General features: G+C 69.9%; 20 protein-coding genes. 8 read left to right on the forward strand and 12 right to left on the reverse strand.

All coding sequences use genetic code 11. The features are described 5' to 3' along the window. Nucleotides 1-8: 8 nt before the first annotated feature. Together BIU99_RS05285 and BIU99_RS05290 are read left to right on the forward strand one after the other, a co-directional pair. A complete protein-coding gene (locus BIU99_RS05285) occupies nt 9-392 on the forward strand; it encodes a MerR family transcriptional regulator (protein ID WP_071260356.1) in 384 nt (127 codons plus the stop codon). After that, nucleotides 389-1366, forward strand: coding sequence for an aldo/keto reductase (locus tag BIU99_RS05290; RefSeq protein ID WP_071260080.1), 978 nt, complete (start codon nt 389-391; stop codon nt 1364-1366). Before BIU99_RS05285 ends, BIU99_RS05290 begins: the two co-directional genes overlap by 4 nt. A 105-nt stretch (nt 1367-1471) precedes the next feature. Here BIU99_RS05290 and BIU99_RS05295 read toward each other — a convergent pair whose 3' ends face one another. The 4 genes from BIU99_RS05295 to BIU99_RS05310 form a co-directional block, all read right to left on the reverse strand. Continuing rightward, a complete protein-coding gene (locus BIU99_RS05295) occupies nt 1472-3613 on the reverse strand; it encodes a 3-hydroxyacyl-CoA dehydrogenase NAD-binding domain-containing protein (protein ID WP_071260083.1) in 2142 nt (713 codons plus the stop codon). After that, complete coding sequence (locus tag BIU99_RS05300) at nt 3614-4819, reverse strand: thiolase family protein (RefSeq protein ID WP_064293790.1); 1206 nt, start codon at nt 4817-4819, stop codon at nt 3614-3616. Between the two features lie 74 nt (nt 4820-4893). Next, nucleotides 4894-6141, reverse strand: a complete 1248-nt coding sequence (locus BIU99_RS05305; RefSeq protein WP_071260086.1) for an HRDC domain-containing protein — start codon at nt 6139-6141, stop codon at nt 4894-4896. Then, nucleotides 6134-6730: a DUF3000 domain-containing protein gene (locus tag BIU99_RS05310; RefSeq protein ID WP_071260089.1), complete on the reverse strand. Its 597-nt coding sequence runs from the start codon at nt 6728-6730 to the stop codon at nt 6134-6136. Before BIU99_RS05310 ends, BIU99_RS05305 begins: the two co-directional genes overlap by 8 nt. Nucleotides 6731-6818: 88 nt before the next feature. On the opposite strand from BIU99_RS05310, the gene BIU99_RS05315 reads away from it, so the two are divergent. Further along, on the forward strand, nt 6819-8012 hold the full coding sequence (locus BIU99_RS05315) for a S9 family peptidase (RefSeq protein WP_082915822.1): 1194 nt from the start codon (nt 6819-6821) through the stop codon (nt 8010-8012). Between the two features lie 16 nt (nt 8013-8028). On the opposite strand, the gene BIU99_RS05320 is transcribed toward BIU99_RS05315, so the two are convergent. After that, a complete protein-coding gene (locus tag BIU99_RS05320) occupies nt 8029-8463 on the reverse strand; it encodes a SufE family protein (protein WP_071260092.1) in 435 nt (144 codons plus the stop codon). An 83-nt stretch (nt 8464-8546) separates the two neighbouring features. Continuing rightward, nucleotides 8547-9449: a sulfurtransferase gene (locus BIU99_RS05325; RefSeq protein WP_064293794.1), complete on the reverse strand. Its 903-nt coding sequence runs from the start codon at nt 9447-9449 to the stop codon at nt 8547-8549. A 136-nt stretch (nt 9450-9585) separates the two neighbouring features. Between BIU99_RS05325 and zapE the strand changes: the two genes are divergently transcribed. From zapE to BIU99_RS05340, 3 genes are all read left to right on the forward strand, one after another. Beyond that, complete coding sequence (gene zapE / locus BIU99_RS05330) at nt 9586-10647, forward strand: cell division protein ZapE (protein ID WP_064293795.1); 1062 nt, start codon at nt 9586-9588, stop codon at nt 10645-10647. A 198-nt stretch (nt 10648-10845) separates the two neighbouring features. Beyond that, complete coding sequence (locus tag BIU99_RS05335) at nt 10846-12075, forward strand: ammonium transporter (RefSeq protein WP_064293796.1); 1230 nt, start codon at nt 10846-10848, stop codon at nt 12073-12075. A 98-nt stretch (nt 12076-12173) separates the two neighbouring features. Beyond that, entirely contained in the window at nt 12174-12719 is a 546-nt protein-coding gene (locus BIU99_RS05340; protein ID WP_254773574.1) for a type II toxin-antitoxin system PemK/MazF family toxin, read from the forward strand. A gap of 19 nt (nt 12720-12738) precedes the next feature. Here the strand turns inward: BIU99_RS05340 and BIU99_RS05345 are convergent, their stop codons facing one another. The 4 genes from BIU99_RS05345 to BIU99_RS05360 form a co-directional block, all read right to left on the reverse strand. Continuing rightward, on the reverse strand, nt 12739-13062 hold the full coding sequence (locus BIU99_RS05345) for a hypothetical protein (protein WP_064293797.1): 324 nt from the start codon (nt 13060-13062) through the stop codon (nt 12739-12741). 71 nt (nt 13063-13133) lie between these two features. Next, complete coding sequence (locus tag BIU99_RS05350) at nt 13134-16514, reverse strand: ATP-binding protein (protein ID WP_071260095.1); 3381 nt, start codon at nt 16512-16514, stop codon at nt 13134-13136. Then, entirely contained in the window at nt 16511-17356 is an 846-nt protein-coding gene (locus BIU99_RS05355) for a DUF4194 domain-containing protein (protein WP_071260097.1), read from the reverse strand. The genes BIU99_RS05350 and BIU99_RS05355 overlap by 4 nt, the downstream gene beginning before the upstream one ends. Before the next feature lies 1 nt (nt 17357). After that, nucleotides 17358-18905, reverse strand: coding sequence for a DUF3375 domain-containing protein (locus BIU99_RS05360; protein ID WP_071260100.1), 1548 nt, complete (start codon nt 18903-18905; stop codon nt 17358-17360). Nucleotides 18906-19153: 248 nt separating this feature from the next. On the opposite strand from BIU99_RS05360, the gene BIU99_RS05365 reads away from it, so the two are divergent. Then, nucleotides 19154-19834, forward strand: coding sequence for a triacylglycerol lipase (locus BIU99_RS05365; protein ID WP_071260360.1), 681 nt, complete (start codon nt 19154-19156; stop codon nt 19832-19834). Further along, nucleotides 19831-20646 carry a glycosyltransferase family 2 protein gene (locus tag BIU99_RS05370; RefSeq protein ID WP_071260103.1) on the forward strand — a complete coding sequence of 272 codons (816 nt, stop codon included), beginning with the start codon at nt 19831-19833 and terminating at the stop codon, nt 20644-20646. Before BIU99_RS05365 ends, BIU99_RS05370 begins: the two co-directional genes overlap by 4 nt. Before the next feature lie 50 nt (nt 20647-20696). Here BIU99_RS05370 and BIU99_RS05375 read toward each other — a convergent pair whose 3' ends face one another. After that, nucleotides 20697-21557: a glycosyltransferase family 2 protein gene (locus tag BIU99_RS05375; protein ID WP_071260106.1), complete on the reverse strand. Its 861-nt coding sequence runs from the start codon at nt 21555-21557 to the stop codon at nt 20697-20699. Then, complete coding sequence (locus BIU99_RS05380; protein WP_254773576.1) at nt 21554-22540, reverse strand: glycosyltransferase; 987 nt, start codon at nt 22538-22540, stop codon at nt 21554-21556. The genes BIU99_RS05375 and BIU99_RS05380 overlap by 4 nt, the downstream gene beginning before the upstream one ends. Nucleotides 22541-22572 lie beyond the last annotated feature (32 nt).

Below are 22572 nucleotides of genomic sequence, written 5' to 3' on the forward strand. Positions count from 1 at the left end.
GTGTGGACATGACCACTCTTCACGAGGGCTACGCCATCTCCGACGTCGCCGAACGAACCGGACTGAGCGTCCACACGCTCCGGTACTACGAGCGCGCAGGGCTCATGCCACGTCCGATCGGCCGCAGCTCATCGACGCACCGCCGCTACAGCGAGGGCGACGTGTCCTGGGTCGTGTTCCTGACGAGACTCCGATCGACGGGCATGCCGATCGCGACGCTCCGCGAGTACACGGAATTGGCGCAGCGTGGCGACGACACCGCCGAGGCGAGGCTCGAGCTGCTGCTGCGGCATCGGATCTCGTTCCTGGCCCGCCTCGAGGAGATGCAGCAGTCGCTGGAGGTCATCGATCGCAAGATCGAACTCTACACAGGACAGGTGGCAACACGATGAAGCACATCACACTCGGCACAGCCGGACCAGACATCGCCCGGATCGGCCTCGGCTGCATGGGGATGTCGGCGTTCTACACCGGTGCCGCCCTCGACGATGCGGCGTCGACCGCGACGATCCACCGTGCCTTGGACCTCGGCGTCACCTTCTTCGACACCGCTGAGATGTACGGTCCCTACCTCAACGAGGAACTGCTCGGCGCTGCACTCGGATCACGCCGGGACGAGGTGACCCTCGCGACCAAGTTCGGGACGATCCGCAATTCCAGTGACGGACAGTTCGGCGCCGACGGCAGCGCCGCGAACGTGCGCCTGTCGATCGAGGGATCGCTGCGCCGGCTCGGGACCGACGTCGTGGACCTCTACTACCTCCACCGCGTGGATCCGGGCGTGCCCATCGAGGAGACGGTGGGCGCACTCTCGGAGCTCGTCACCGAGGGCAAGGTCCGGTACATCGGTCTGTCGGAGGCGGCTCCGGACACGATCCGGCGTGCACACGCCGTGCACCCGATCACGGCTCTGCAGACGGAGTACTCGCTCTGGAGCCGCGACCCCGAGGCGGAGATCCTGCCGACCGTCCGTGAGTTGGGCATCGGTTTCGTCCCGTACTCGCCGCTCGGTCGCGGGTTCCTCACCGGCACGATCCGATCGCTCGACGTGCTCGACGAAACCGACTTCCGTCGCGCCAACCCACGCTTCGCGGGGGACAACCTCGCTGCGAACATCGCGATCGTCGAAGAGGTCGACCGGATCGCCGCGTCCCTCGAAGCGACACCGGCCCAGGTGGCGCTCGCCTGGTTGCTCGCCCAGGGTGACGACATCGCACCGATCCCCGGCACGAAGCGGATCCCGTACCTCGAGGAGAACCTCGGCGCCGACGAGCTCTCCCTGTCGGCCGATGCGCTCGCTCGACTCGACGCACTCCGTCTCCCGGCCGGCGACCGGTATCCGGACATGAGCACCGTCGACCGCTGAGCTCTGGCATTCGCTGAGGGCCGGCGTCGCTCGAGGCTCAACGACGAGAGCGGGGTGCCGTCCACCGATGGTGGAGGACACCCCGCTCTCGCGACATCGCGCGGACTACGCCTGGACGCCCCGGATGGGCGGGTGGTGGAAGGTGTCGCCGAAGGCACGCTCGCTCGCACCGACACGATCCAGGTACGGCGTCGCTCCGCCGTCCTGGAAGGGCCAACCCGCACCGAGGATGAGCCCGAGGTCGATGTCCTGGGCGGCTGAGACGACGCCCTCGTCCAACATGAGCTTGATCTCCGACGCGAGCCCGTCCTCGACCCGTCGCAGGATCTCGTCCTCGCTGAGCGGGCTGTCGCCCGTGACGAGCACCTTCTGAGCCTGCTTCGTGAAGCCGGTCACCTTGCCGCCCTTGTCCTTCTCGACGACCGAGTCCAGGCCTGCGAGCCGGTGGAGGTTCTCCGACGCGAAGAACCGGTCGGGGAACTTCCCGACCATCGTGTCCTGCACGTGCGCGGCGACCTTCCAACCGACGAGGTCGATGAGCTGGAAGGGCGTCATCGGCAGGCCGATGGGCGCGAAGGCACGTTCGACCGTCAGCAGCGGGGTGCCGGCGTCCAGGGCGTGCGCCGCCTCACCCATGACCTTCGCCAGGAGTCGGTTGACGATGAAGCCGGGAGCGTCGGCGGTGAGGATGGCACTCTTCTTCAGCTTCGCCGCGGTGGCGAAGGCCGTCGCGAGCGTCTCGTCGTCCGTCTGGGGTGTGCGGACGACCTCGAGCAACGGCATGACGGCGACCGGGTTGAAGAAGTGGAAGCCGACGAGCCGCTCGGGGTGCGCGAGCTTCGCCCCGATCTCCTCGACGGAGAGCGAGGACGTGTTCGTCGCGAGGACCGCCTGCTCCGAGACGTACTGCTCGACCTCGGCGAAGACGCTCTGCTTGACGCCGACCTCTTCGAAGACGGCCTCGATGACCCAGTCGCAGTCCGCGAAGTCGGCCTTGTCCGTGGTTCCGGACAGGAGCGCCTTCAGACGGTTCGACTCGTCGGGGGAGATGCGGCCCTTCCCGCGGAGGGTGTCGATCTCGCCGTGGATCCGGGCGACGCCGGCGTCGACGTGGCCCTGGTCGAGGTCGGTGATGACCACCGGCACCTGGAGTCGCCGGAGGAAGAGCAGCGCGAATTGACTCGCCATGAGCCCGGCACCGATGATGCCGACCTTGGTGACCCGTCGGGCGAGCTGCTTGTCGGGCGCACCCGCAGGACGCTTGGCCCGCTTCTGCACGAGGTCGAACGCGTACATGCTGGCCTGGAACTGGTCGCCGACGATGAGCTCGGACAGCGCCCGGTCCTCCCGCTCGAACCCCTGCGCTTTCGTGCCGCTGCGGGCGGCCTCGAGCAGGTCGAGGGCCGCGTAGGGCGACTTCGCGACGGTGCCGATCTTGCTCTCGAGCATCTTGCGGGCGGTGCTGATGGCGAGCGGCCACTTGATCGTCCGCTCGACCTTCCCCGGCACGTTCTTGCGCTGCACGGTCACCGTGCCACCGAGCACCCCGTCGGCCCACCGCAGGGAGTCCTCGAGGAAGTTGGCGGCGGGGAACATGACGTCGGCGATGCCGTAGGCGAGCGCGTCCTGCGCCTTGAGCATCCGGTTGTTCTTGAGCGGGTTGGAGATGACGACGTTGAGCGCGTTCTCGATGCCGATCAGGTTCGGGAGCAGGTAGGCGCCGCCCCAGCCCGGGATGAGTCCGAGGAACACCTCGGGGAGCGCGATCGCGGGCGCCGAGGCGTCGACGGTCCGGTAGTTCGCGTTGAGGCCGATCTCGAGTCCGCCACCGAGCGCGAGTCCGTTGATGAAGACGAAGGTCGGTACACCGAGGTCCTCGAGCTTGCCGAAGACATGGTGGCCGAGCTGCGCGAGCTTGGTCGCGACCTCACGGGACGGGATGTCGCCGACCTTGCTCAGGTCGGCGCCGGCCGCCAGGATGAACGGCTTGCCCGTGATGGCGACGCCGTCGATCTCGCCCGATGCGGCACGGGTCCGTTGCGCCTCGAGGACGCCGTCGAGCTCGAGCAGCGTGACCGGGCCGAGCGTGTTCGGCCGGGTGTGGTCGCGTCCGTTGTCGAGGGTGATGAGCGCGATCGTGCGTCCGCTCGCCAGGCGCACGTCCTTGACGTAGGAGCGCGTCACGACCTCGTCGTCGCCGCTGATCGCGACGAGCTCCGAGAAGTCGATGGTCGTGTAGTCGGTCATCTACTTGCGTCCCTTCTTGCCGGTGAAGTACGGGTTCTCCCAGATCACGGTGCCGCCCTGGCCGAGGCCGACGCACATCGCCGTGAGGCCGTAGCGCACCTCGGGGTGCTCGGCGAACTGCGCCGCGAGCTGGATCATGAGTCGGACGCCGGAGGCTGCGAGCGGGTGCCCGACCGCGATCGCGCCACCCCACGGGTTCACCCGCGGGTCCTCGTCGTCGATGCCGAAGTGGTCGAGGAATGAGAGCACCTGGACGGCGAAGGCCTCGTTCAGTTCGAACAGCCCGATGTCCTCGATCGACAGACCGGCCTTCCGCAGCGCCTTCTCCGTGGAGGGGACGGGACCGATACCCATGATCTCGGGCTCGACGCCCGCGAACGCGAAGCTGACGAGGCGCATCTTCGGCGTGAGACCGAGCTCCTTCGCCGTCGAGGCGCTGGCGAGCAGACTCACCGTGGCGCCGTCGGTCAGCGGCGAGGCGTTGCCTGCGGTGACACGGCCGTGGGGCCGGAACGGCGTCTTCAGTCCGGCGAGCCCCTCCATCGTGGTCTCGGGCCGGAGTCCTTCGTCGCCGGTGGCGAGACCCCATCCACTGTCGCTCCGGAGCGCGACCGGGACGAGGTCGGGCTGGATCCGCCCGGCTTCGTAGGCGGCCGCGACCTTCTGCTGGCTGCGCATGCCGAAGCGGTCGGAGCGTTCCTTCGTGAGCTGCGGGAACCGGTCGTGGATGCGCTCGGCCGTCTTGCCCATGTTGAGCGCGTCCTCACTGACGAGGCGCTCGGCGAGGAACCGCGGGTTCGGGTCGGCGTCCAGCCCCATGGGGTGACGCCCCATGTGTTCGACGCCACCGGCGAGGACGAGGTCGTAGGCACCGAACGCGATGCCGCTGCCGAGCGTCGTGACCGAGGTCATCGCTCCGGCGCACATGCGGTCGATCGCGAATCCGGGGACGGACTTCGGGAGGCCGGCGAGCAGCGCGGCGGTGCGGCCGAGCGTGAGCCCCTGGTCGCCCTGCTGGGTCGTCGCCGCGATGGCGACCTCGTCGATGCGGTCGAGCGGCAGACCGGGATGACGTTCGAGCAGCCCGATGATCGCCTTGACGATCAGGTCGTCAGCCCGGGTGTTCCAGTACATGCCCTTTTCGCCGGCTCGTCCGAACGGTGTCCGGACTCCATCAACGAATACGACGTCGGCTTGTTCGGCCACGTTGCCTCCTCATTCTCGGGGTACGCCCCGATCCTAGGCGGCAGACACGGGTGGACACCCGGGTGCAGCGCTTCCTACGAAGCGTCCGGGTCAGGCTCCACCGGGGATTGGGCCGACTCGACAAAGGCGTCGGTGATCGCCCGGGCGGTCGCGTCGATCTGCCAAGGGCGTGCCTCGTGCTCGGCGAGTGCTTCGGCTACCGTCTCGACGGTGAGTGGTTCGGGCGGCGTCCAGGCCAGTCGGCGCAGCGTCTCCGGCGTGAGCAGGTTCTCCACCGGCATCGTCAGGAACTCCGCCGTCGCGAGGATCTTCGTCCGTGCCGCGGTGTACCTGGCGTGCGCGTCGGGATTCTTGTCGGACCAGCTGCGCGGCGGTGGCAGCGTATCGCTCGCCGGTCGGGCACCGGGGAGGTCCTCGGTGGTCTGGCCGGTGTGGATCGCGTTCCACCAGAGGTCGAGTTCGGTGCGGCTCGCGCGCCCACGGAAGTCCGAAAGGGCTGCGAGGTCGCGCTTCGAGCTGGGGTTGGCCTTCGCGGCCGCGGTGATCGAGGCGTCGGGGATGAGCCGCCCGGGGGCGGTGTCGCGGCGCTGCGCGAGTTCGTCACGCGCGATCCAGAGCTCGCGAGCGACGGCGAGGTTGCGTTGTCCGCGCACGGCGTGGAGTCCGGAGAGGCGGCGCCAGGGCTCGGCGCGGGGTGCCTTCGCCTCCCGGGCCAGCGTCGCCTGGAACTCCTGGCGCGCGATGTCGCTCTTCCCGGCATCCTCGATGCGGGCTGCCAGCTCCTCCGCGGCGTCGACGAGCAGCTCGACGTCGAGCGCCGCGTATTCGAGCCAGGAGGCGGGGAGCGGGCGGGTCGACCAGTCGGCGGCGGAGTGCTCCTTCGCCAGATGGATGCCCAACAGTTCCTCGACCACGGCACCCAGCCCGACACGCGGCAGCCCGAGCAGACGGGCGCCCAGTTCGGTGTCGAAGAGCTCGCTCGGGTCGACGCCCACCTCGCGGAGGCAGGCGAGGTCCTGGCTGGCCGCGTGCAGGATCGAGCGTTCACCCTGGATCAGGGCACCGAGTTCGGCCATGGAGCCGATCGCTGGCGGGTCGTAGAGGAAGACCCCGGCACCGCGACGGTAGACCTGGATCAGGTAGGCCCGCTGCGAGTATCGGTAGCCCGACGCGCGTTCGGCGTCGAGCGCGAACGGCCCGTGACCGGCGGCGAGCACCTCGAGTGAGGCGAGGTAGGCCTCGCGGGTGTCGGTGACGACCCGTGGTGCGGTCGGTGCGGGCGGCGGGACGAGCGGCGCCGATCCGGGCGCCGCGTCACTCACGGTGAGCTCGTTTGACGGACAACAGGGAGACCCCTTCGGTGGTCGGAGGCAAGCCGGCGAGCATGCACAGCAGCTCTCCCCATCCTTCCACGTGCGCCGCGACGTCGCTTTCCAGCGGTGTCCACGACGCGCGGAGCTCGATCTGTGCGCCGTCGCCCTGGCGGGCGAGCTCCCCGAAGCCACTCGAGATGATCTTCGTCGCGGTGCCGGACGCCGCCTGGTAGGAGGCGCCACGGGTGTTGAGGGCGTCCACGAGCCAGGACCAGGCGACCTCGGCCAAGAACGGGTCGAGTCCGATCTCGGTCTCCAGGGGAGCCTGGGCGAAGCAGACGACGCGGAAGCGTCCGCCCCAGGCGTCGGAACCGTCGGGGTCGTAGAGGAGGACGAACCGCCCCGTACCGAGGTCGGAGTCGGCATCGTGGCGACTCGGCGAGACGTCCGCCGCGAGGGCGATGGCGAACGGCGCGAGATTGCTCGGCGCGGGGATCTCCGTGACTCTCAGATCGGGCCGGACGGCTGCAGCGCGAACAGCGTCCACCGCTCGGGCGAACTCTTCGGGAACCTTTGCCGTCGTCGGACTCTCTACCACGACTGAAGACTAGAGTTACATCCCGATGAATGGGCAGAGGCACGCCGGGCGGAGATGCGGACCCCGGTCGCAGGCAGGCGGTCGAGGAGTGGCGGGCCCCGGCATCCGACGACGGGGTTCGGCGACGGATGCGATCGTCATCGCCGGCGGAGCCGCTGCCGCCGTCGGCGCCCTCGGACTCGCCGTCGTCGCGACCATCGCCCGCAAGGTGGTGGTCCCGGCTCGGGACCGCCCGAGCGAGGCACGCATCGTCGGCTTGGACCGTGCCGGAGGGACGATCGAACTCGTCGCGTCCCCGGACACGATCGTCCCGGGCCGCTACGGCAGCTGGGTGACGAGACGTGCCGCCTACGTGCAGCTGGGCGACATCCTCGAGGTGCGGCAGCACACGGTGGTCCGGACGCTCCTCGGCGGCGACGTCGACGCGCTCCGCGTCGGCCAGGAGGCCGAGTTCAGCGGGTGGTTCTTCCGCCGCCCGGAGGAGCTGGGTCTCGCCCACGAGGACGTGCTCGTCCCGACCCCGCTCGGGCCGGCGCCGGCGTGGGCGATCCACCCGGAGGACGGACCGTCCACCCGCTGGGCCGTCCTGGTGCACGGCCGGGGGACCACGCGATCCGAAGCGCTCCGAGCTGTGCCGAGCTTCCGTAACGCCGGGTACTCGTGCCTGCTCGTCTCCTACCGCAACGACGGCGATGCTCCGCCCGCGCTGGACTTCCGCTACGCGCTCGGCGACGAGGAGTGGCGCGACGTGGACGCCGCGATCGGTTGGGTGCGCGAACAGGGCGCCGCAGACGTCGTGCTCATGGGCTGGTCCATGGGCGGAGCGATCGTGCTCCAGGCCTCACGGCGGACGACGCACCCCGAACTCCTCCGCGCCGTCGCGCTCGATTCGCCGGTCATCGACTGGGTGGACGTCCTGCAGCACCAGGCCCGCGAGAACCGGATCCCGAGCGTCGTGGGTCGGGTCGCCCTGCTCGCCATCAGCCGCCGGTGGGGACGCCTCCTGACCGGGCAGGCGACGAGCATCGATCTCGGTCGGCTCGACTACGTCGCCAACGCCGCCGACCTCGCGCTGCCGATCCTGCTGATGCACAGTGACGACGACGGTTACGTCCCGGCGGGGCCGTCGCGGGCGCTCGCCCTCGCACGACCGGACATCGTGACGTTCGTCCCGTTCACCGTCGCCCGTCACACGAAGCTCTGGAACTACGACCCGGAGCGTTGGACCGCCGCGGTCTCGGACTGGCTCGACGAGCTCGTGCCGCTACCGCCCGGGCACTGACCGACGGGCCGACGACTCAGGCGAGTTCGCGGAGACGGCGCTTCGTCCTGCCGAGCAGCGCCGACATCCCGCGCAGTCGCAAGGGCGACACCGCCCGGGAGAGTCCGATCATCTGCGGGAAGTCGTCGGGGACGGCGAGGACCTCGTCGACGGTGAGCCCGGCGAGCCCCTGGACGAGGATGCTCGCGAATCCGCGCGTGGTCGGGGCTTCCTCGGGAGCCGTGGCGAACAGGTGCACGATGCCGTCCTCGTCGACCTCGACGAAGAAGAACACGGGCGCCTGGCACTCGAGCACCCGCTCCATGAGATCGGGGTGGTCGCGGTACCGCTCCGGGAGGTCTGGCAGCTCGTCGCTGAATTCGAGGAGCAGCTGCAGCCGTGAGCGTTCCTCGACGGCGAGGAACTCATCTCGGATCTCGGCGAGGTTCGGGGCGAGGAGGGAATCGGTCATGGTCACTCCAGTATCGCAGCCGGGAACAGCGGACCGCCCTCCCGCACCGTGAAGCCGTGCGGAAGGGCGGTGGGTGGACGGGCTCAGCGCGTCGGTGCGTCGCCAGGCTCGGCGCCCTGCACGATCGGCACGCGCACGGCGCTGCCCCATTCCGTCCAGGACCCGTCGTAGTTGCGGACGTTGTCGAACCCGAGCAGGTGCTGCAGGACGAACCACGTGTGACTCGACCGCTCGCCGATGCGGCAGTAGGCGATCACCTCGTCGCCCTCGGCGAGGCCCGCGCCGTCGCGGTAGATCGCGTCCAGCTCCTCGGCCGGCCGGAAGGTGCCGTCCTCGGCGACCGCCTTGCCCCACGGGACGCTCTGCGCACTCGGGATGTGACCGGCGCGGAGCGCACCCTCTTCGGGGTAGGCGGGCGCCGTGGTGCGTTCACCGCTGTACTCCTCGGGGGAGCGGACGTCGATGAGCGGCTTGCCGAGGTGGGCGAGCACATCGTCCTTGTAGGCGCGGAGGGCCGTGTCGTCGCGCTCCACCACGGGGTACTCGACGGCGTCGCGCTCCGTGGCGTCGCGGGTGACCGCCCGGCCGTCAGCGATCCACTTGTCGCGTCCACCGTCGAGCAGCCGGACGTCCTCGTGTCCGAAGAGGCTGAAGACCCACAGGGCGTAGGCGGCCCACCAGTTGTTCTTGTCGCCGTAGATGACGACGGTGTCGTCTCGCGAGATCCCCTTGGACCCCAGCAGCGCGGCGAAGGCGGCTCCGTCGATGTAGTCGCGCTCGACCGGGTCGTTGAGGTCGGTGTGCCAGTCGACCTTCACCGAGCCGGGGATGTGGCCGGTCTCGTAGAGGAGGACGTCCTCATCGGACTCGACGACGACGAGACCGGGTTCGCCCAGGTGCGCTTCGAGCCACTCCGCCGTGACGAGGCGCTCGGGGTGGGCGTAGGCGGTGAACTTGGTCGAGGTCGAATCGGCGTCGACGGTCATGGGTACCTCCGGTCGTGCAGCTGGCTGCGGTGTGGCTCGGGTGTCGTGCATCTAGGCTGGAAGCCTGTCCCTTCGACAGTACGCCGTCCGCGCCACCGAACCACACCGATGCGTCAGACGCCGTAACCCAGCACCCATGCAGAGCCAGAGGTTTGCCGTGACCACGCCTTCCGTCCCGACCGGATTCCGCAGCCTCGCCGACCGTGTCCCCACGGTCAGTGGCGCCGAGATCGTCGCGAGCCTGACGCCACCCCGGCAGTTCGAGCAGGCGAGCTTCGACTCGTACCGTCCGGATCCCGATTTCCCTGGCCAGGCGGCCGCGGTCGAGAAGCTCCGCGCCTTCTTCGCGCCCCAGGCCGGTGGCGGTGGCGGCTTCTTCGGACGGCGGAAGCCCAAGGTGTCGGCGGCCAAGCCGGGCATCTACCTGGACGGTGGCTTCGGCGTCGGCAAGACCCACCTCCTGGCCGCGCTCTGGCACGATGCGCCCGGTCGGAAGAAGTACTTCGGCACCTTCATCGAGTACACGGCCCTCGTCGGAGCGCTCGGCTACGCGGCGGCGGTCGCGCAGCTGACGGGCGCGACGCTCATCTGCATCGACGAGTTCGAGCTCGACGACCCGGGCGACACGATGGTCATGACCCGACTGCTCGGGGAACTCGTCGCGACCGGGACGAGGATCGCGGCGACCTCCAACACGCCGCCGAACGCCCTGGGGGAGGGCCGCTTCGCCGCAGCCGACTTCCTCCGCGAGATCCAGGCCATGAGCGCCAATTTTGAGACCCTCCGCATCGACGGCACCGACTACCGCCGTCGCAGCATCGAGGGTCATGCCGTGGTGAGCTCCGAGGAGCGGTTCGACGCCCGCACCGAGGAGGCGGCGGCCGCCGGCCGGAACGTCACGGTCGACACCTTCGACGGTCTCATCACGCACCTCGCCGCCGTCCACCCCTCACGGTTCATCGGACTCCTCGACGGCGTCGACCTGATCGCGCTCCGCGACGTCCACGAGTTGACCGACCAGGGCCAGGCGCTCCGGCTCGTCGCGTTCATCGACCGGGTGTACGACGCACAGATCCCCGTGGTCACCACCGGCACCGCCCTCGACGAGGTGTTCGGCGGCGACATGCTCAACGGTGGGTACCGCAAGAAGTACCTGCGCGCGATGTCGCGCATGATCGCCCTCACCTCGATGGATTGACCGGTCCCAGCCGGTCACGAAACACGCTGTTTACCTGGACGGCACTCGCGTAACACGTCGGAAACACGCTGACAGTCGTGCGGAAACCTCCGTTCCCCAGACTGGTCGCTGTACCGAGTCGGACGGCGAGGCCGAGCTCAGCCGGTCCTCTCCATCTCGGGCACCCGTTGCAAGACCACGATGTGTGAGGAAGATCCAATGGATACAGGCAGTATCGCTTGGGGAGTCACGGCAACCGCTCTGGTGCTGTTCATGACCCCGGGCGTCGCATTCTTCTACGGCGGCCTCGTGAAGGCGAAGAGCGTCGTCAGCATGATGATGATGAGCTTCGGCGCGCTGGGCCTCATCAGCGTGCTGTGGATCCTCTACGGCTTCAACATGTCGGCCGTCGGCAGCCCGCTGGAGTTCGCCGGCAACCCCTTCTCCGACTTCGGGATGACCGCACTCGCGAGCGGCGAGACCGCGAACACCGACCTGGTGGGGGCGACCTACGGCGCCACCTTCGCGATCATCACGATCGCGCTGATCTCCGGCGCCATCGCCGACCGCGCGAAGTTCGGCTCCTGGATGATCTTCGCCGGTCTCTTCGCGACCATCGCGTACTTCCCGATCGCCGCGTGGGTCTGGGGCGGCGGCTGGATCATGAACCTCGGAACCACGCTGTTCGGTGAGGATGCCGGTATCGGTGTCATCGACTACGCGGGTGGCACCGCGGTGCACATCAACGCCGGAGCCGCAGCACTCGCCCTCGCGCTGGTGCTCGGCAAGCGCATCGGCTTCCAGAAGGGCATCACGAAGCCGCACAACGTGCCGCTCACCCTCCTGGGTGCCGCCATCCTGTGGTTCGGCTGGTTCGGGTTCAACGCCGGCGCCGAGTGGCTGAACGAGCTCGCGAACGTCGGACTCATCGTCGTCAACACCGTCGGGGCCACCGCGGCCGCCATCATCGGTTGGATCGTCGTCGAGAAGTTCAAGGACGGCAAGGCGACCTCGGTGGGCGCCGCGTCCGGTGCCGTCGCTGGTCTCGTCGCCATCACCCCGGCCTGCGCGAACCTGACGCCTGGCTGGGCGCTGCTCCTCGGCATCGTCGCCGGCGCCGTCTGCGCCATCGCCGTCGAGCTCAAGTTCAAGCTCGGCTTCGACGACTCCCTCGACGTCGTCGGCATCCACCTCGTCGGTGGTCTCATCGGTACCCTGTACCTCGGCTTCTTCGCGACCGAGACCGGCCTCTTCGTCGGCGGCGGCATCGAGCAGCTCGCCGTCCAGGCCATCGCCGCCTTCGCCGTCCTCGTCTACTCCTTCATCGTGGCCTTCGTCATCGGCTTCGCGATCGAGAAGACCATCGGCTTCCGCGTCAAGAACGAGGACGAGATCGCCGGCGTCGACACCTCCGTGCACGGCGAAGAGGGGTACGCCCTCGTCGACTGACCTCGATCGTCACCGATTCGCCGAACGGGCGTCGTCCATCAGGACGGCGCCCGTCCGTCGTTCGCCGGGGTGGCGGCCGCGGACGGTAGGGTGACGGCGTGTCAACCTTCACCTCGATCATCCGCCGCGTCGCGAACGCACTCCTGGGCCCTTCCACCCGCGCCGCCTCCAGTGCGGTGCGGACCGCCGGCCTCGCCGCGCCACCGACCACCACCGCCGCTTCACCCGGACGCTCAGGCCGGACGGCGACCGTCGAGGTCGATCCGCGGGCGGTGGGCGCCGTGTCGATCGACTACGCCCCGGCCGTCGACGGCGATCCCGACCCAGGCGAGATCGTCTGGACCTGGGTGCCGTACGAGGAGCGCGACGGACGTGGCAAGGACCGCCCGGTGCTCATCGTGGCGCGCTCGACCGGAGGCTGGGTGCTGGCGGTGCAGCTGACGAGCAAGGATCATTCGCAGGACGGTGAGTTCGTGCCGCTCGGCACCGGCGGATGGGACAGCGCCGGCCGTCCGAGTTGGGCGAACCTCGACCGCGTCTTCCGCGTGCACCCCGACGGCATGCGACGGGAAGCGGCTCAGGTCCCGCGGGATCGCTTCGCCCGAGTCGCCACCGGGCTCCGGACGCGGTACGGGTGGCGCTGACCGAGCGGTGACCGGCCGCTCAGGCGTACCGGTCGCTCCGTCGCGGCGCTGCGTCCCACGGGACCTGCCCGTGCTCCCAGGCGTCCGCGGAGCTGGGAGTGGCCGGTGCGGCGGACCGGCGTCCACCCGGCACGGCGCGCTCCGCCTCGGCGAGCGTCGCGAACCGACCGATCAGTCGGCGGTCCTCTGACCGCGGAGCCCAGGTGACGCAGCGGAAGTAGGCCGGTGCGCCGCTCGGCGCGAAATACTTCACGAGACCGGCCGGCCGGTCGGGCACATCCCGCATCACGATCCACTCGGCCTCGCCGATGCGGATCGGCGGGGCGGCGGGCCGATCGGACATGGTTCGAACATATGTTCGAACACGCGTCGTGTCAAGTCACGCCGCGATCCATTGAGATCGACGGAACAGCGCTATCCGACGCGTTCGAGCGACTCGGCCGGAGCCGACCGCGCGATCTCGGCGACCCAGGCGTGTCGGGTCTGCGGATCCTTCCGGATCGACAGGAGCCGGTCCATGTAGGGCTCGAGCGCCGTCACCTTGTCGAGCGGCGCACCGATGACGAGCTGGAAGCCGAGCCGCAGCCAGGCGACCACCGCGCGGCCGGCGAACTCCGAGTCCGCCTTGATGAAGCCCTCGTCCAGCAGCACCGGCGCGAACCTCGGACGTGGGCGGTCCTCGTCACCGAGCTGGTAGCGCAGGGCGGCGCCGACGATGAACGCGACGAGCTCCTGGGTCTCGCCACCGCTCTTGTCGCCAAGCGAGGAGTAGACGCTGACGTCCTGCCCCGACGTGTCGTACCGTACGGCGGTGATCTCGACGTGACGGCGCACGTCGAGCACCTGGTCGCGGGTCGACTGGGCGCCGGCACCCGTGTCGCGCATCGACTCCATGAACCGGCGGAGCCGCTGGAACCGGGCCTCCAACTCGTCGTCGCCGAGGTTCGCGGTGACCTCGCTCGACAGGGCGCGCAGCTCGCGCCGGAAGGCGGAGGCCTCCTCGCGATGCACCCGGCGGAGGACGATCTTGAGACGATCGTGCGCCGGTCCGAACGGCAGGTCGCGCAGGATGTCGTTGACCGGGACCAGGCGGTCCTCGATCTCCTCGACGGCGCTGTCGAACGCGCTGCTGAGGGGGACCAGGTCCTCGCCGCTCCACTGGGACAGCCGGCGGCGCCACTCCTGGCGGCGCTCGGGGAGACCGGTGCCGAGGATGCCGTCGAGGATCGCCCGGTAGTCGCCGTAGGACTCGAGCGTCGTGCCGAGGTTGGGGTCGTGCCAGATCGACTGGTACTGCTCGAACACGTGCACCTGTGCGAGCGCGGCCTGCTCCGCCTGGCGGACGGCCGACGACAACTCGTCACCGAGCCGGGCGCGGAGCCGCTTCATCGCATCACCGAACCCACCGAGTGACGGCACGCCGCCCACCGCTGCGAGGGCGGCTTCGATCCGCTCGACGTCGGCGGGGGAGACCTCCTCCACCTCGGAGCGCTCGAAGCGGTCGATGACCGTCGTCGCCGCGTCCTGCTGATCGACGAGCACCCCGTGCTCTTCGTCGAGGCGTCTGACACGGTCCTCGGCCGGGAACCGCTCCGCGTTGGCGGCGTCGAGTTCACGTTGGGCGGCCGCCACCGAGCCCTGGAGCTCCTGCAGGACGTCACTGGCGTCGAGCAGACGCTCCAGCTCGGCCGCGGCGGCGTCACGGAGCGCTGCTGCACCGGCGACGTCGATCCGGGCCCACTCGGTGTCGAGTCGGTACCGGTGGGCGGCCCGCTCGGCCTCACGACGCGACAGCCGCTGCTGGATCCCGGCCTGTCGACCGGCGATGACCTCGAGTCGCCCGCGGATCTCGGCCGTCTCCGCCTCGATCGACGCGATCCGCGCCTCATTGGTGAAGCCGAGGATCGGTGCGCCGCCCGTGTCGCCGTGAGAGCCGCGGCGGCCGTCACGCAGCTGGCCGTTCACGGTCACGCGGCGACCTCCGCCCGAGAGCTCCGACGGTGTCTCCACACACCGCGCGTCGATCCGGTCCGAGGTGACGCGCTGCTCGATCCACGTACTGAACGGGGAGGTGCGGTACGTGACGCGGCCGGAGATGAACGCGGGGTCGCCCGCGTCCGGGGAGGACGGCTCATGCAGCGGGACACCCTCGAACTGCAGGCGGACCGGGATCCGGACGGCGTCGATCGCGCGGCCGAACGCGTCGAGGTGTTCCTCGTCGACGAGGACGGTCCTCGCGAGACCGTGGAGGGTGACCTCGATCGCGGGACGCCAGGCGGCATAGGCGGGAGCGACGTCGATGAGCTCGGCCACGAACGGCAGCTGTTCGGGATCGAGTCCGGCCGCCTCGGCGAGGGCGAGCCTCGCCCGGTGGAGTCGATCGGGGACCGCGCCGTCACGGCCGCGAAGCGACTGCAGCTCACGGCGGAGCTCGGTGTTGCGCTCCTCGAGAGGGAACGCTTCGCGATGCAGCTGGGCGCGATCGGTCTCGATGGCGTCGAGCGCGGTGTCGTCGTCGGCGAGGAAGTCCTCACTGCGGCCCAGCGCACGCCGGAACGAGGCTTCATCCTCGATCGGATCGTCGAGGACCTCGGTGCGCTCGTCGAACAGCGACCTGGCTCGTGCCACCTCGGCGTGCGTCGCCTCCGCGGCCTCACGGCGTTCCTCGGCACGCCGCAGCGCGCTCCCGCCCTGCTCCGACACCTGACGCTCGAGCTCGCGGACGCGGACACCTGCGGCAGCAGCTCGTGCCCGCGCCGCTTCCAACGTGGCCCCGGCCTCGAGCTTCTCCCGCCGGTTCCTGGAGACCGCTTCATCGAGCAATGCCTCGTGTGCGCGACTGCGCCAGACGGTGAAGGGGGTCGTGCCGTCCTCGGTGAAGCCGAGGCGCTCGAGGTCGGCCGCCGCCCGGTGCCCGTCCTCGTAGTCGCGACGCAGCTCACCGAGCCGCTCGAGCACCCGAGCCTTACGGCTCTCGGTCTCCATCGCGAGGTACGCCTCGTCGAGCGCTTCGAAGTGCGACAGCGCCCGGTCGGCCGCGTCGTACGTGCTCGGACGCTCCAGCACCATCGACTTGTACAGGCCGTCGACCGTCGGCAGGTGCTGGCCCGCCTGGATCCTGGCCAGCAGACGCATCGCCCGTCCACCGTCGCCACCGGCACCGATGCCGAGACGAGTGTGCAGCGTGTAGGACAGCTCCGCGTAGGTGTCGCGGACGACGAATCCGGGGATGCGACCCTGGAGCTCACCGGCGTCGAACCGTTTCGGCACGAACGCCTCGAGGTCCGTGAGCTCGAACGGCCCGTCGACGGTCGCCATGGTCATCGACAGGTCACCGGTGCGCAGCGCACGTCGCGGGACGAGGTAGGCGCGCACGACGGTGAAGCGACGGTCGTCGTCGTTGAGGAAGGTCACCGCCACGGCACCCCAGGTGAGCTGATCCGTGCCGCGCAGGTTGATGTCGCGCATCGCCCCGGTCTGCGGGTCCCGTGCCGAGTCGACCTTGCCGCGGAGATACGTGAGCAGGTTGCGCTGGTCGGGATTCCGCGCCCGTCCGACCGCCGCGTCGTTGGAGGCTCCGTTGAACGGCACGTCCGACGGCATCATGACCGCGAGATACGCGTCCATGAGCGAGCTCTTCCCGGTTCCGGAGGCGCCGGAGATGAGCGTCGCGCGGGAGGCGAAGTCGACCGATCGGTACCCGTCGAACCCACCCCAGTTGATGACCTGCATCCGTTCGATGCGCCACTGCTCGACGAGGTCCAGCAGGGTGTCGGTGTCCGTGGAGCGGCTCATCGGTCGTCCTCTGCTGCTTGTGGCTGGGTCTGGTCGTCGGGGGAGTTCTGCGACTCGGCCACGGTGCCGTCGGGCTCGTCGTCCGCGTCCGCGTCGGCATCGGTTCGCGGCTGTTCGGAGGCCGGATCGACCGCTGCGGTCTGCGTCTCGAGCCACTCCAGGAGTTCCTGGAGGCGCTCGAGGGGGAGGAGCGTCTCCACCACCGACGCGATCCGGTGGCGGCGGGCGTCCTTGGTCCGCAGCAGGACGCGCGCGGTCAGCAGTTTGTCGATCGCGCGCTCGACGCGTCCGTCGTCGCGGGCGCGGTCGGTGGCGTGCTCGGGCCGGAAGCTCGCGACGAAGCCGAGGAGCTCGTCGTGTTCGACGATCGCGGCCCGTGCGCCGTTGGCCAGTTCGGTCCGGAGACGCGTCCGCAGGTAGACGAGCAGGATCGTCTCCTCGCGGCTGTAGCTGGTGTCGTGCAGCAGAGTCGGGAAGGGACGCCGCCCGCTCTCCGAGCCCGCCTGGCGCTTGAAGGCGACCTCGGCCGAGCGGTCCACCTCGAGCTCCAGGAACAGCTCGTTGAGGCGGGACCGCAGCAGCGACTCGGACTCGAGGACCGTCCGCCACTCGGCAGGCTGGAGCGCGGGGCTGACGTAGCGGTGCTTCAGCAGAGCGACCAGCGCACGACGTTGAGCGGCGTCGAGGCGTCCCTCGTCCCCTTCGAAGAGGGCGAACGAGTCGTCATCCGGGTCGGCGACCGGCGCGTCGGCGGGTGTGAAGGCGTCGAGTCCGTCCGTCGTCAGGTCGTCCGACGTCGAATCGGTCGTCGCCGTCACGGTGGGATCCGTCTCGGAGGTCATGTCATTCCGTTCCGCGCCCGGCCTGGTCGGCCGGAACAGTCGTCGTGGTCGTCGTGGCTCGCGTCAGCGCTGCGACACCGGCCTCACCCAGTGGGAAGGCCGGGAGTTCGAACGCGGTGGTCGTCCCGTCCGGACGGACCGTCTCGTAGCGACGGCGTGGTGCCTGCTCGTCGTACGTGCCCAGCTGGGTCATGAGGTGGACGAGGCCGAAGAGCTCCACAGGTCGTCGGAGTTCCGGATCGAGCGCCGAGAACGCTGCATGGGCGTCCTCGGCACCGGAGGTCACCGCACCGAGGAGTCCGGCCCGGAGCTCGTCGAGGAGCGGACCACCCTGCGACCGGAGGGTGTCGAGCGACATCGCCGCGCCGTCGATCCGTTCGACGGCGGTCGCGATCGGCGGCGGTGCGACCTCGACGTCCGGATCGTAGAACCGCTCGCGCAGGTGCTCGATGTCGATGGTCTCGGGGAGGAGCGGCAGGTCGACGGTGGCGCGTGGTCCCGCGGTCCGCATCCAGATGCCGAGGCGCTGGTTCAATGCTCGCAGGGTCGAGTCGAGCTCGCGGTCCTGCACGACGTCGTGATGCACGATGTGGTCACGGAGCGTCGCGGTGAGCCGCCGACGCTGCGCGAGGACGTCGTCGATCCCCTGTCGGATGATGCCGACGGCACCCCGGAAGCCACGGAGCTCCGCGGGCCCGAGTCTGGCCGAGAACGGGTGGTCGAGGATCGTGGAGAGGTCGCGCTTGAGGTCCTGGAGCAGATCGTCGTTGCGGAGGAGCTCGAAAGCGCCCTCGAAGGCCCGACCCTCGGCTGTCGCCGTCATCAGCTCGTCGGTGCGCCGGAGGTAGTCGTCGAGGATCTCGCCGATCGGACGGGTGTCGTTCCGGAAGTCCTCGACGATCCGCCGGTGCATCGCGATGACCGACTCCTCGACCCGGCGGAAGTCGCTCGGGAGCTGACGGATGAGGTCGGCGATGTTGGCGTAGCCGTCCTGCATCCGGTCGTCGCTCGCCGCCACGACGGTGCCGCCGGCCGCGACCCGTTCGCGTTCCGCCTGGAGCTCGGCGAGCTGCGCGTCGATACGACGCAGATGCTCGTCACGGTCCGGGTCGGCCTGCAGCGCCCATCGGCGCACCGAGTCGAGGATCATGGTCAGGCGCGACTCGCTGATGAGGGCGCGGTCGTGTGCGAGGCCGTCGACGAGCGAGACCGCTTCGAGCGCGTGCGAGGTGAGCGAGTACTGTTCCTCGCCGTCGTCGGTGCTGGTCCGGACGAGCCACTGGTCGTGCACCCACTCCCGGCAGAGGGACCGTCCGCCACCGCGTTCATCGCCGCCGGCCGGGATCCGAGCACCGCGAGCCGCGAGTTCGCCGAGGTATTCCTCGACCTGCAGATGGAAGCGGTCCGCTGCGACGAACTGGACGTCGCGGCCGAACGTGGTGCGGAAGATCGCGACCACCGCCGGTGCGGTCGGGCGACTCAGGAGCCGGATCGCGGGACGCTCCAGCGCGTCCCGGACGCGGCCGAACTCTCCGTCGATCTCTCCCACTGCACTCCTCGATCGTCCGGGCACACGAACACCCCGAGGCCACCGCAGCTGCCAGATTATCAGCGCACCGCACCCGTGGTGAGCCACGCCGAGCATCGTCGGTCCCGATCAGCCCGGGTCCGGTCCGGCCGCTGTCAAGGTCCAGGGTGAGGCCGGGTGGTCCGGTTACGGTGAGGACATGGGAACAGAGCGACGCCCCCAGGTCCTGCGGGGAGACGGTTGAGCCACGCGAACGGTGACCACCGGTGATCCGGTCCGCGCTGCGGACACTCGGCTGGTGGGCGCGCGACTACGCCTACGCGCTCGTCTGGCAGCTCCGGGCGTTCGTCAGCCGCACCGATCCGCACGACTTCCTGTCCGGCGACCGGTCGCCGATCGTGGTCCTCCCGGGCGTCTACGAAACCTGGCGGTTCCTCGAGCCGCTCATCCGCCGACTCCACGACGACGGGCACCCGGTGCACGTGATCGACCCGCTCGGGCGCAACGACCGCGCGGTCCCGGTGGCGGCACGACTCGTCGCCGACTACCTCGAGGCGAACGGGCTCGGCGACGTCGTCCTCCTCGCGCACAGCAAGGGCGGGCTCGTCGGAAAGTTCGTCATGTCGCTCGGCGGCGGCGGAGCCCGGATCTCGGGGATGCTCGCCGTCGCGGCGCCGTTCGCCGGATCGCGGTACGCGAGGCTCATGCTCCTCCCGAGCCTCCGCATCTTCACCCCCGACGACCCGACGATCCTCGCGCTCTCCCGCGAGGCGACCGTCAATCCGAGGATCGTCTCCGTCTACGGGCGCTTCGATCCGCACATCCCGGGCGGCAGCCGACTCGAGGGTGCCAAGAACGTGGAACTCGACACCGGCGGTCACTTCCGGATCCTCGCCCACCCGCGGGTGTTCGCGGAGGCACAACTGCTGGCGGATGGGCGAGACGCATGACGGTCGAGACGCACGAGACCGCAGTCCACCCGCCCATGACCGTGGACGTGGTCGTTCCGGTGAAGGACGACGCCGCGCTCCTGCGCCGCTGTCTGCGCTCCCTGCGCGCGCAGCACACCGGACCCGCATCGATCATCGTCGTCGACAACGGCAGCCGCGATCGTGCCGAGGTCGCGGCCATCGCCGAGCGGTACGGCGCAGTCCTCATCGATGAGCCGATGCCCGGCATCCCCGCGGCGAACGCAGCCGGCTTCGACCACGCGACGGCGACGGTCGTCGCGAGACTCGACGCGGACTGCGTGCCGCCGCCGGACTGGTTGACCCGGATCACCGAGGCGTTCGCGACGGACCCGGAGCTGGAGGCGCTCACCGGCCCCGCCGTCTTCATCGACGGTCCCCGCCCGCTCCGAGCACCGCTCGCCGGCCTCTACCTCGGGGCGTACCGGCTCTTCGTCGGGGCCGCCCTCGCCCAGGTCCCGATCTTCGGGTCCAACTGTGCGGTCCGACGCGAGACGTGGGAGCAGATCGCCGAGACGGTGCACCGCGAGGATGCGGAACTGCACGACGATCTGGACGTGTCGACACACCTGGGTCTGCACCGACGCGTGCGCTACGACCGGTCGCTCGAGATGGGGATCTCGATGCGCCCGTTCACCGATGCCGGTTCGCTCGCCCTCCGGATGCGTCGCGGCTGGACCACCCTGCGTGTGCACTGGCCGGAGGATCTGCCCGCCGTCCGATGGCTCCAGCGCAGCACACGACTCCGCAGCACACGACTCCGCAGCGGTCCACCGGGTGCGATTCGTCGCTGACGAGTGACGCCCGGGCAGTGGCCGATGAGACGGCACTGTCCCGTCGACCGTTATGCGCCGGAGCCCGTCGCCATCGCGCTGGTGGTCGCGGTCGGCTGAACGCGGACCCAGTCCTCACCCACCCGCCGCACGGCGCCGGCCTGAGCGAACGCCTCCAGCCAACCGGTCATCGGCCAGGTTCCCCACCGGTCGGCGAACCGCGCGCCGTTCCGGAGGATGTCGTCGAAGTGCTGCCAGGGCGGGCGCTGCGTCTCGTGGTGTTGGTGGTAGGCGTGCGCGCCTCCGACCCACACGAGTGGTGTCCCCGCCGCGCTCAGGGCGAACGCGAAGTCGGTGTCCTCACCGCCGTAGCCTTCGTAGCCCTCGTCGAACCCTCCGGTCCGGGACCACGTCGACGCAGTCGTCGCGAACGACAAGGACCAGAACAGCGGGTACTCGTCCTCGGAGGCGACACGCTCCGCGCCGTCCTCCGGGTTCGGTCTCGCGGCATGTGGAGCCGTCGCCGCCGCCAACGCGTGGTGGTCGGCGACGTCCACGCCGGGCTGCAGATAGGTCACCGGTCCGCAGAGGATGGCCCCCGGATGGCGAGCTGACGCTTCGCGGTACCGGTCGAGCAGTGCGGGCCCGGGGACGCAGTCCGCGTCGAGGAACACGATGAGGTCGGCACCGCGCTCGACGGCCAGCGCGGCACCGAGGTTCCGACCTGCCGCGAGACGGAGCCCGTCGGGCCCCGGTGGGAGGTGGACCGTCAGCTCCGCGTCGAGAGCCGGTGGTGCGTCGTCGCCGATCCACACGACGAGTCGCTCCACCACGTCACCCGACGTCGGTATGAACGCCCTGACGGCCTCGAGCTGCCGTTCGAGGTGCCCGAGTCGTGGGCGCGAGCACAGGGTCACGATCGACGTCCTCATCGCCCACCCCCTGCAGGATCGCCGGCCGCGACCGCCTCGATCGCCTCAGCCGCCCGTCGGGCGGCGCCCGCCACCTGCCAACGAGACCAGTCGGGGTCGAGCTCCGCAGCCCGGTCGAGGACGGCCGGCCAGTCCGCAGCGTCGGGCCAGGACGCCCGCACGACCGCCAGCTCGTTGGCTTCAAGTGCACGGGCGGTGGACACCTGCTCGTCGAACGGGCGTTCCTGTGGGACCACGACGGCCGTGACGCCGGCCGCGGCGAGATCGGCGATCGCGTTCTGACCGGCCCACGACACCACCACCTCCGCCCGGCAGAGCGCGTCCCACGGGTCGTCGGACCAGACAGACCCGGCACCGGTGCCGAGCGAGGTCCAATCGCGACCGCTGGCGCGTACGGCTTCCTCCACGGCATCCCGTGACACCGCGGAACCCCCGGCACCGGCGAGGAGGAGCACCCCGCTGCGCCCGGCTTCCGCGGACGTCCGCTCCCGTCCCTCGAAGCGACTGATGCCGCCGGTGTACACCACCTTGTCCTGCACGGGACGCAGGTGCTCCAGCTGCAGCACACCCTGAGGCCATGGGGCGATGATCGTCGACGCCGCACGGAAGGCGAGCGCGTGCGGCTCGTCGTCGCGATGGCCCGGCTGTGCCATGACGACGGTGGGGACACCGAGCAGGCGTGCGAGGAGCACCACCTCGACGGAGACGTCCACCACCATCGCGTCCATCTGCTGCTGCGCGAGAGCGGCGGCGATGGTCGCAAGACGAGCACGGTGACCGGCATGGCCGAGTGGCGCCCAGTGCAGCAGCCCCTCTGCGGTCGGATCGCAGTCGTCCGGGGGAGACGCGCCGTCCGGCACGTCGTCATCCCGGTCGAGCACCACCCAGGAACAGTTCGAGGGGAGTCCCCCCGGAGCCGGGAACGAGCTGAAGCAGACGATGTCGGCGTCGAGGTGGGGTGCGACGGCGAGCAGACGCGTCACGTGCCCCCGTCCGTGGTGGTGCACGTACCAAC

The organism is Plantibacter sp. MMLR14_011 (assembly GCF_001865025.1).
In the GTDB taxonomy this organism is placed as follows: Bacteria; Actinomycetota; Actinomycetes; order Actinomycetales; family Microbacteriaceae; genus Plantibacter; species Plantibacter flavus_A.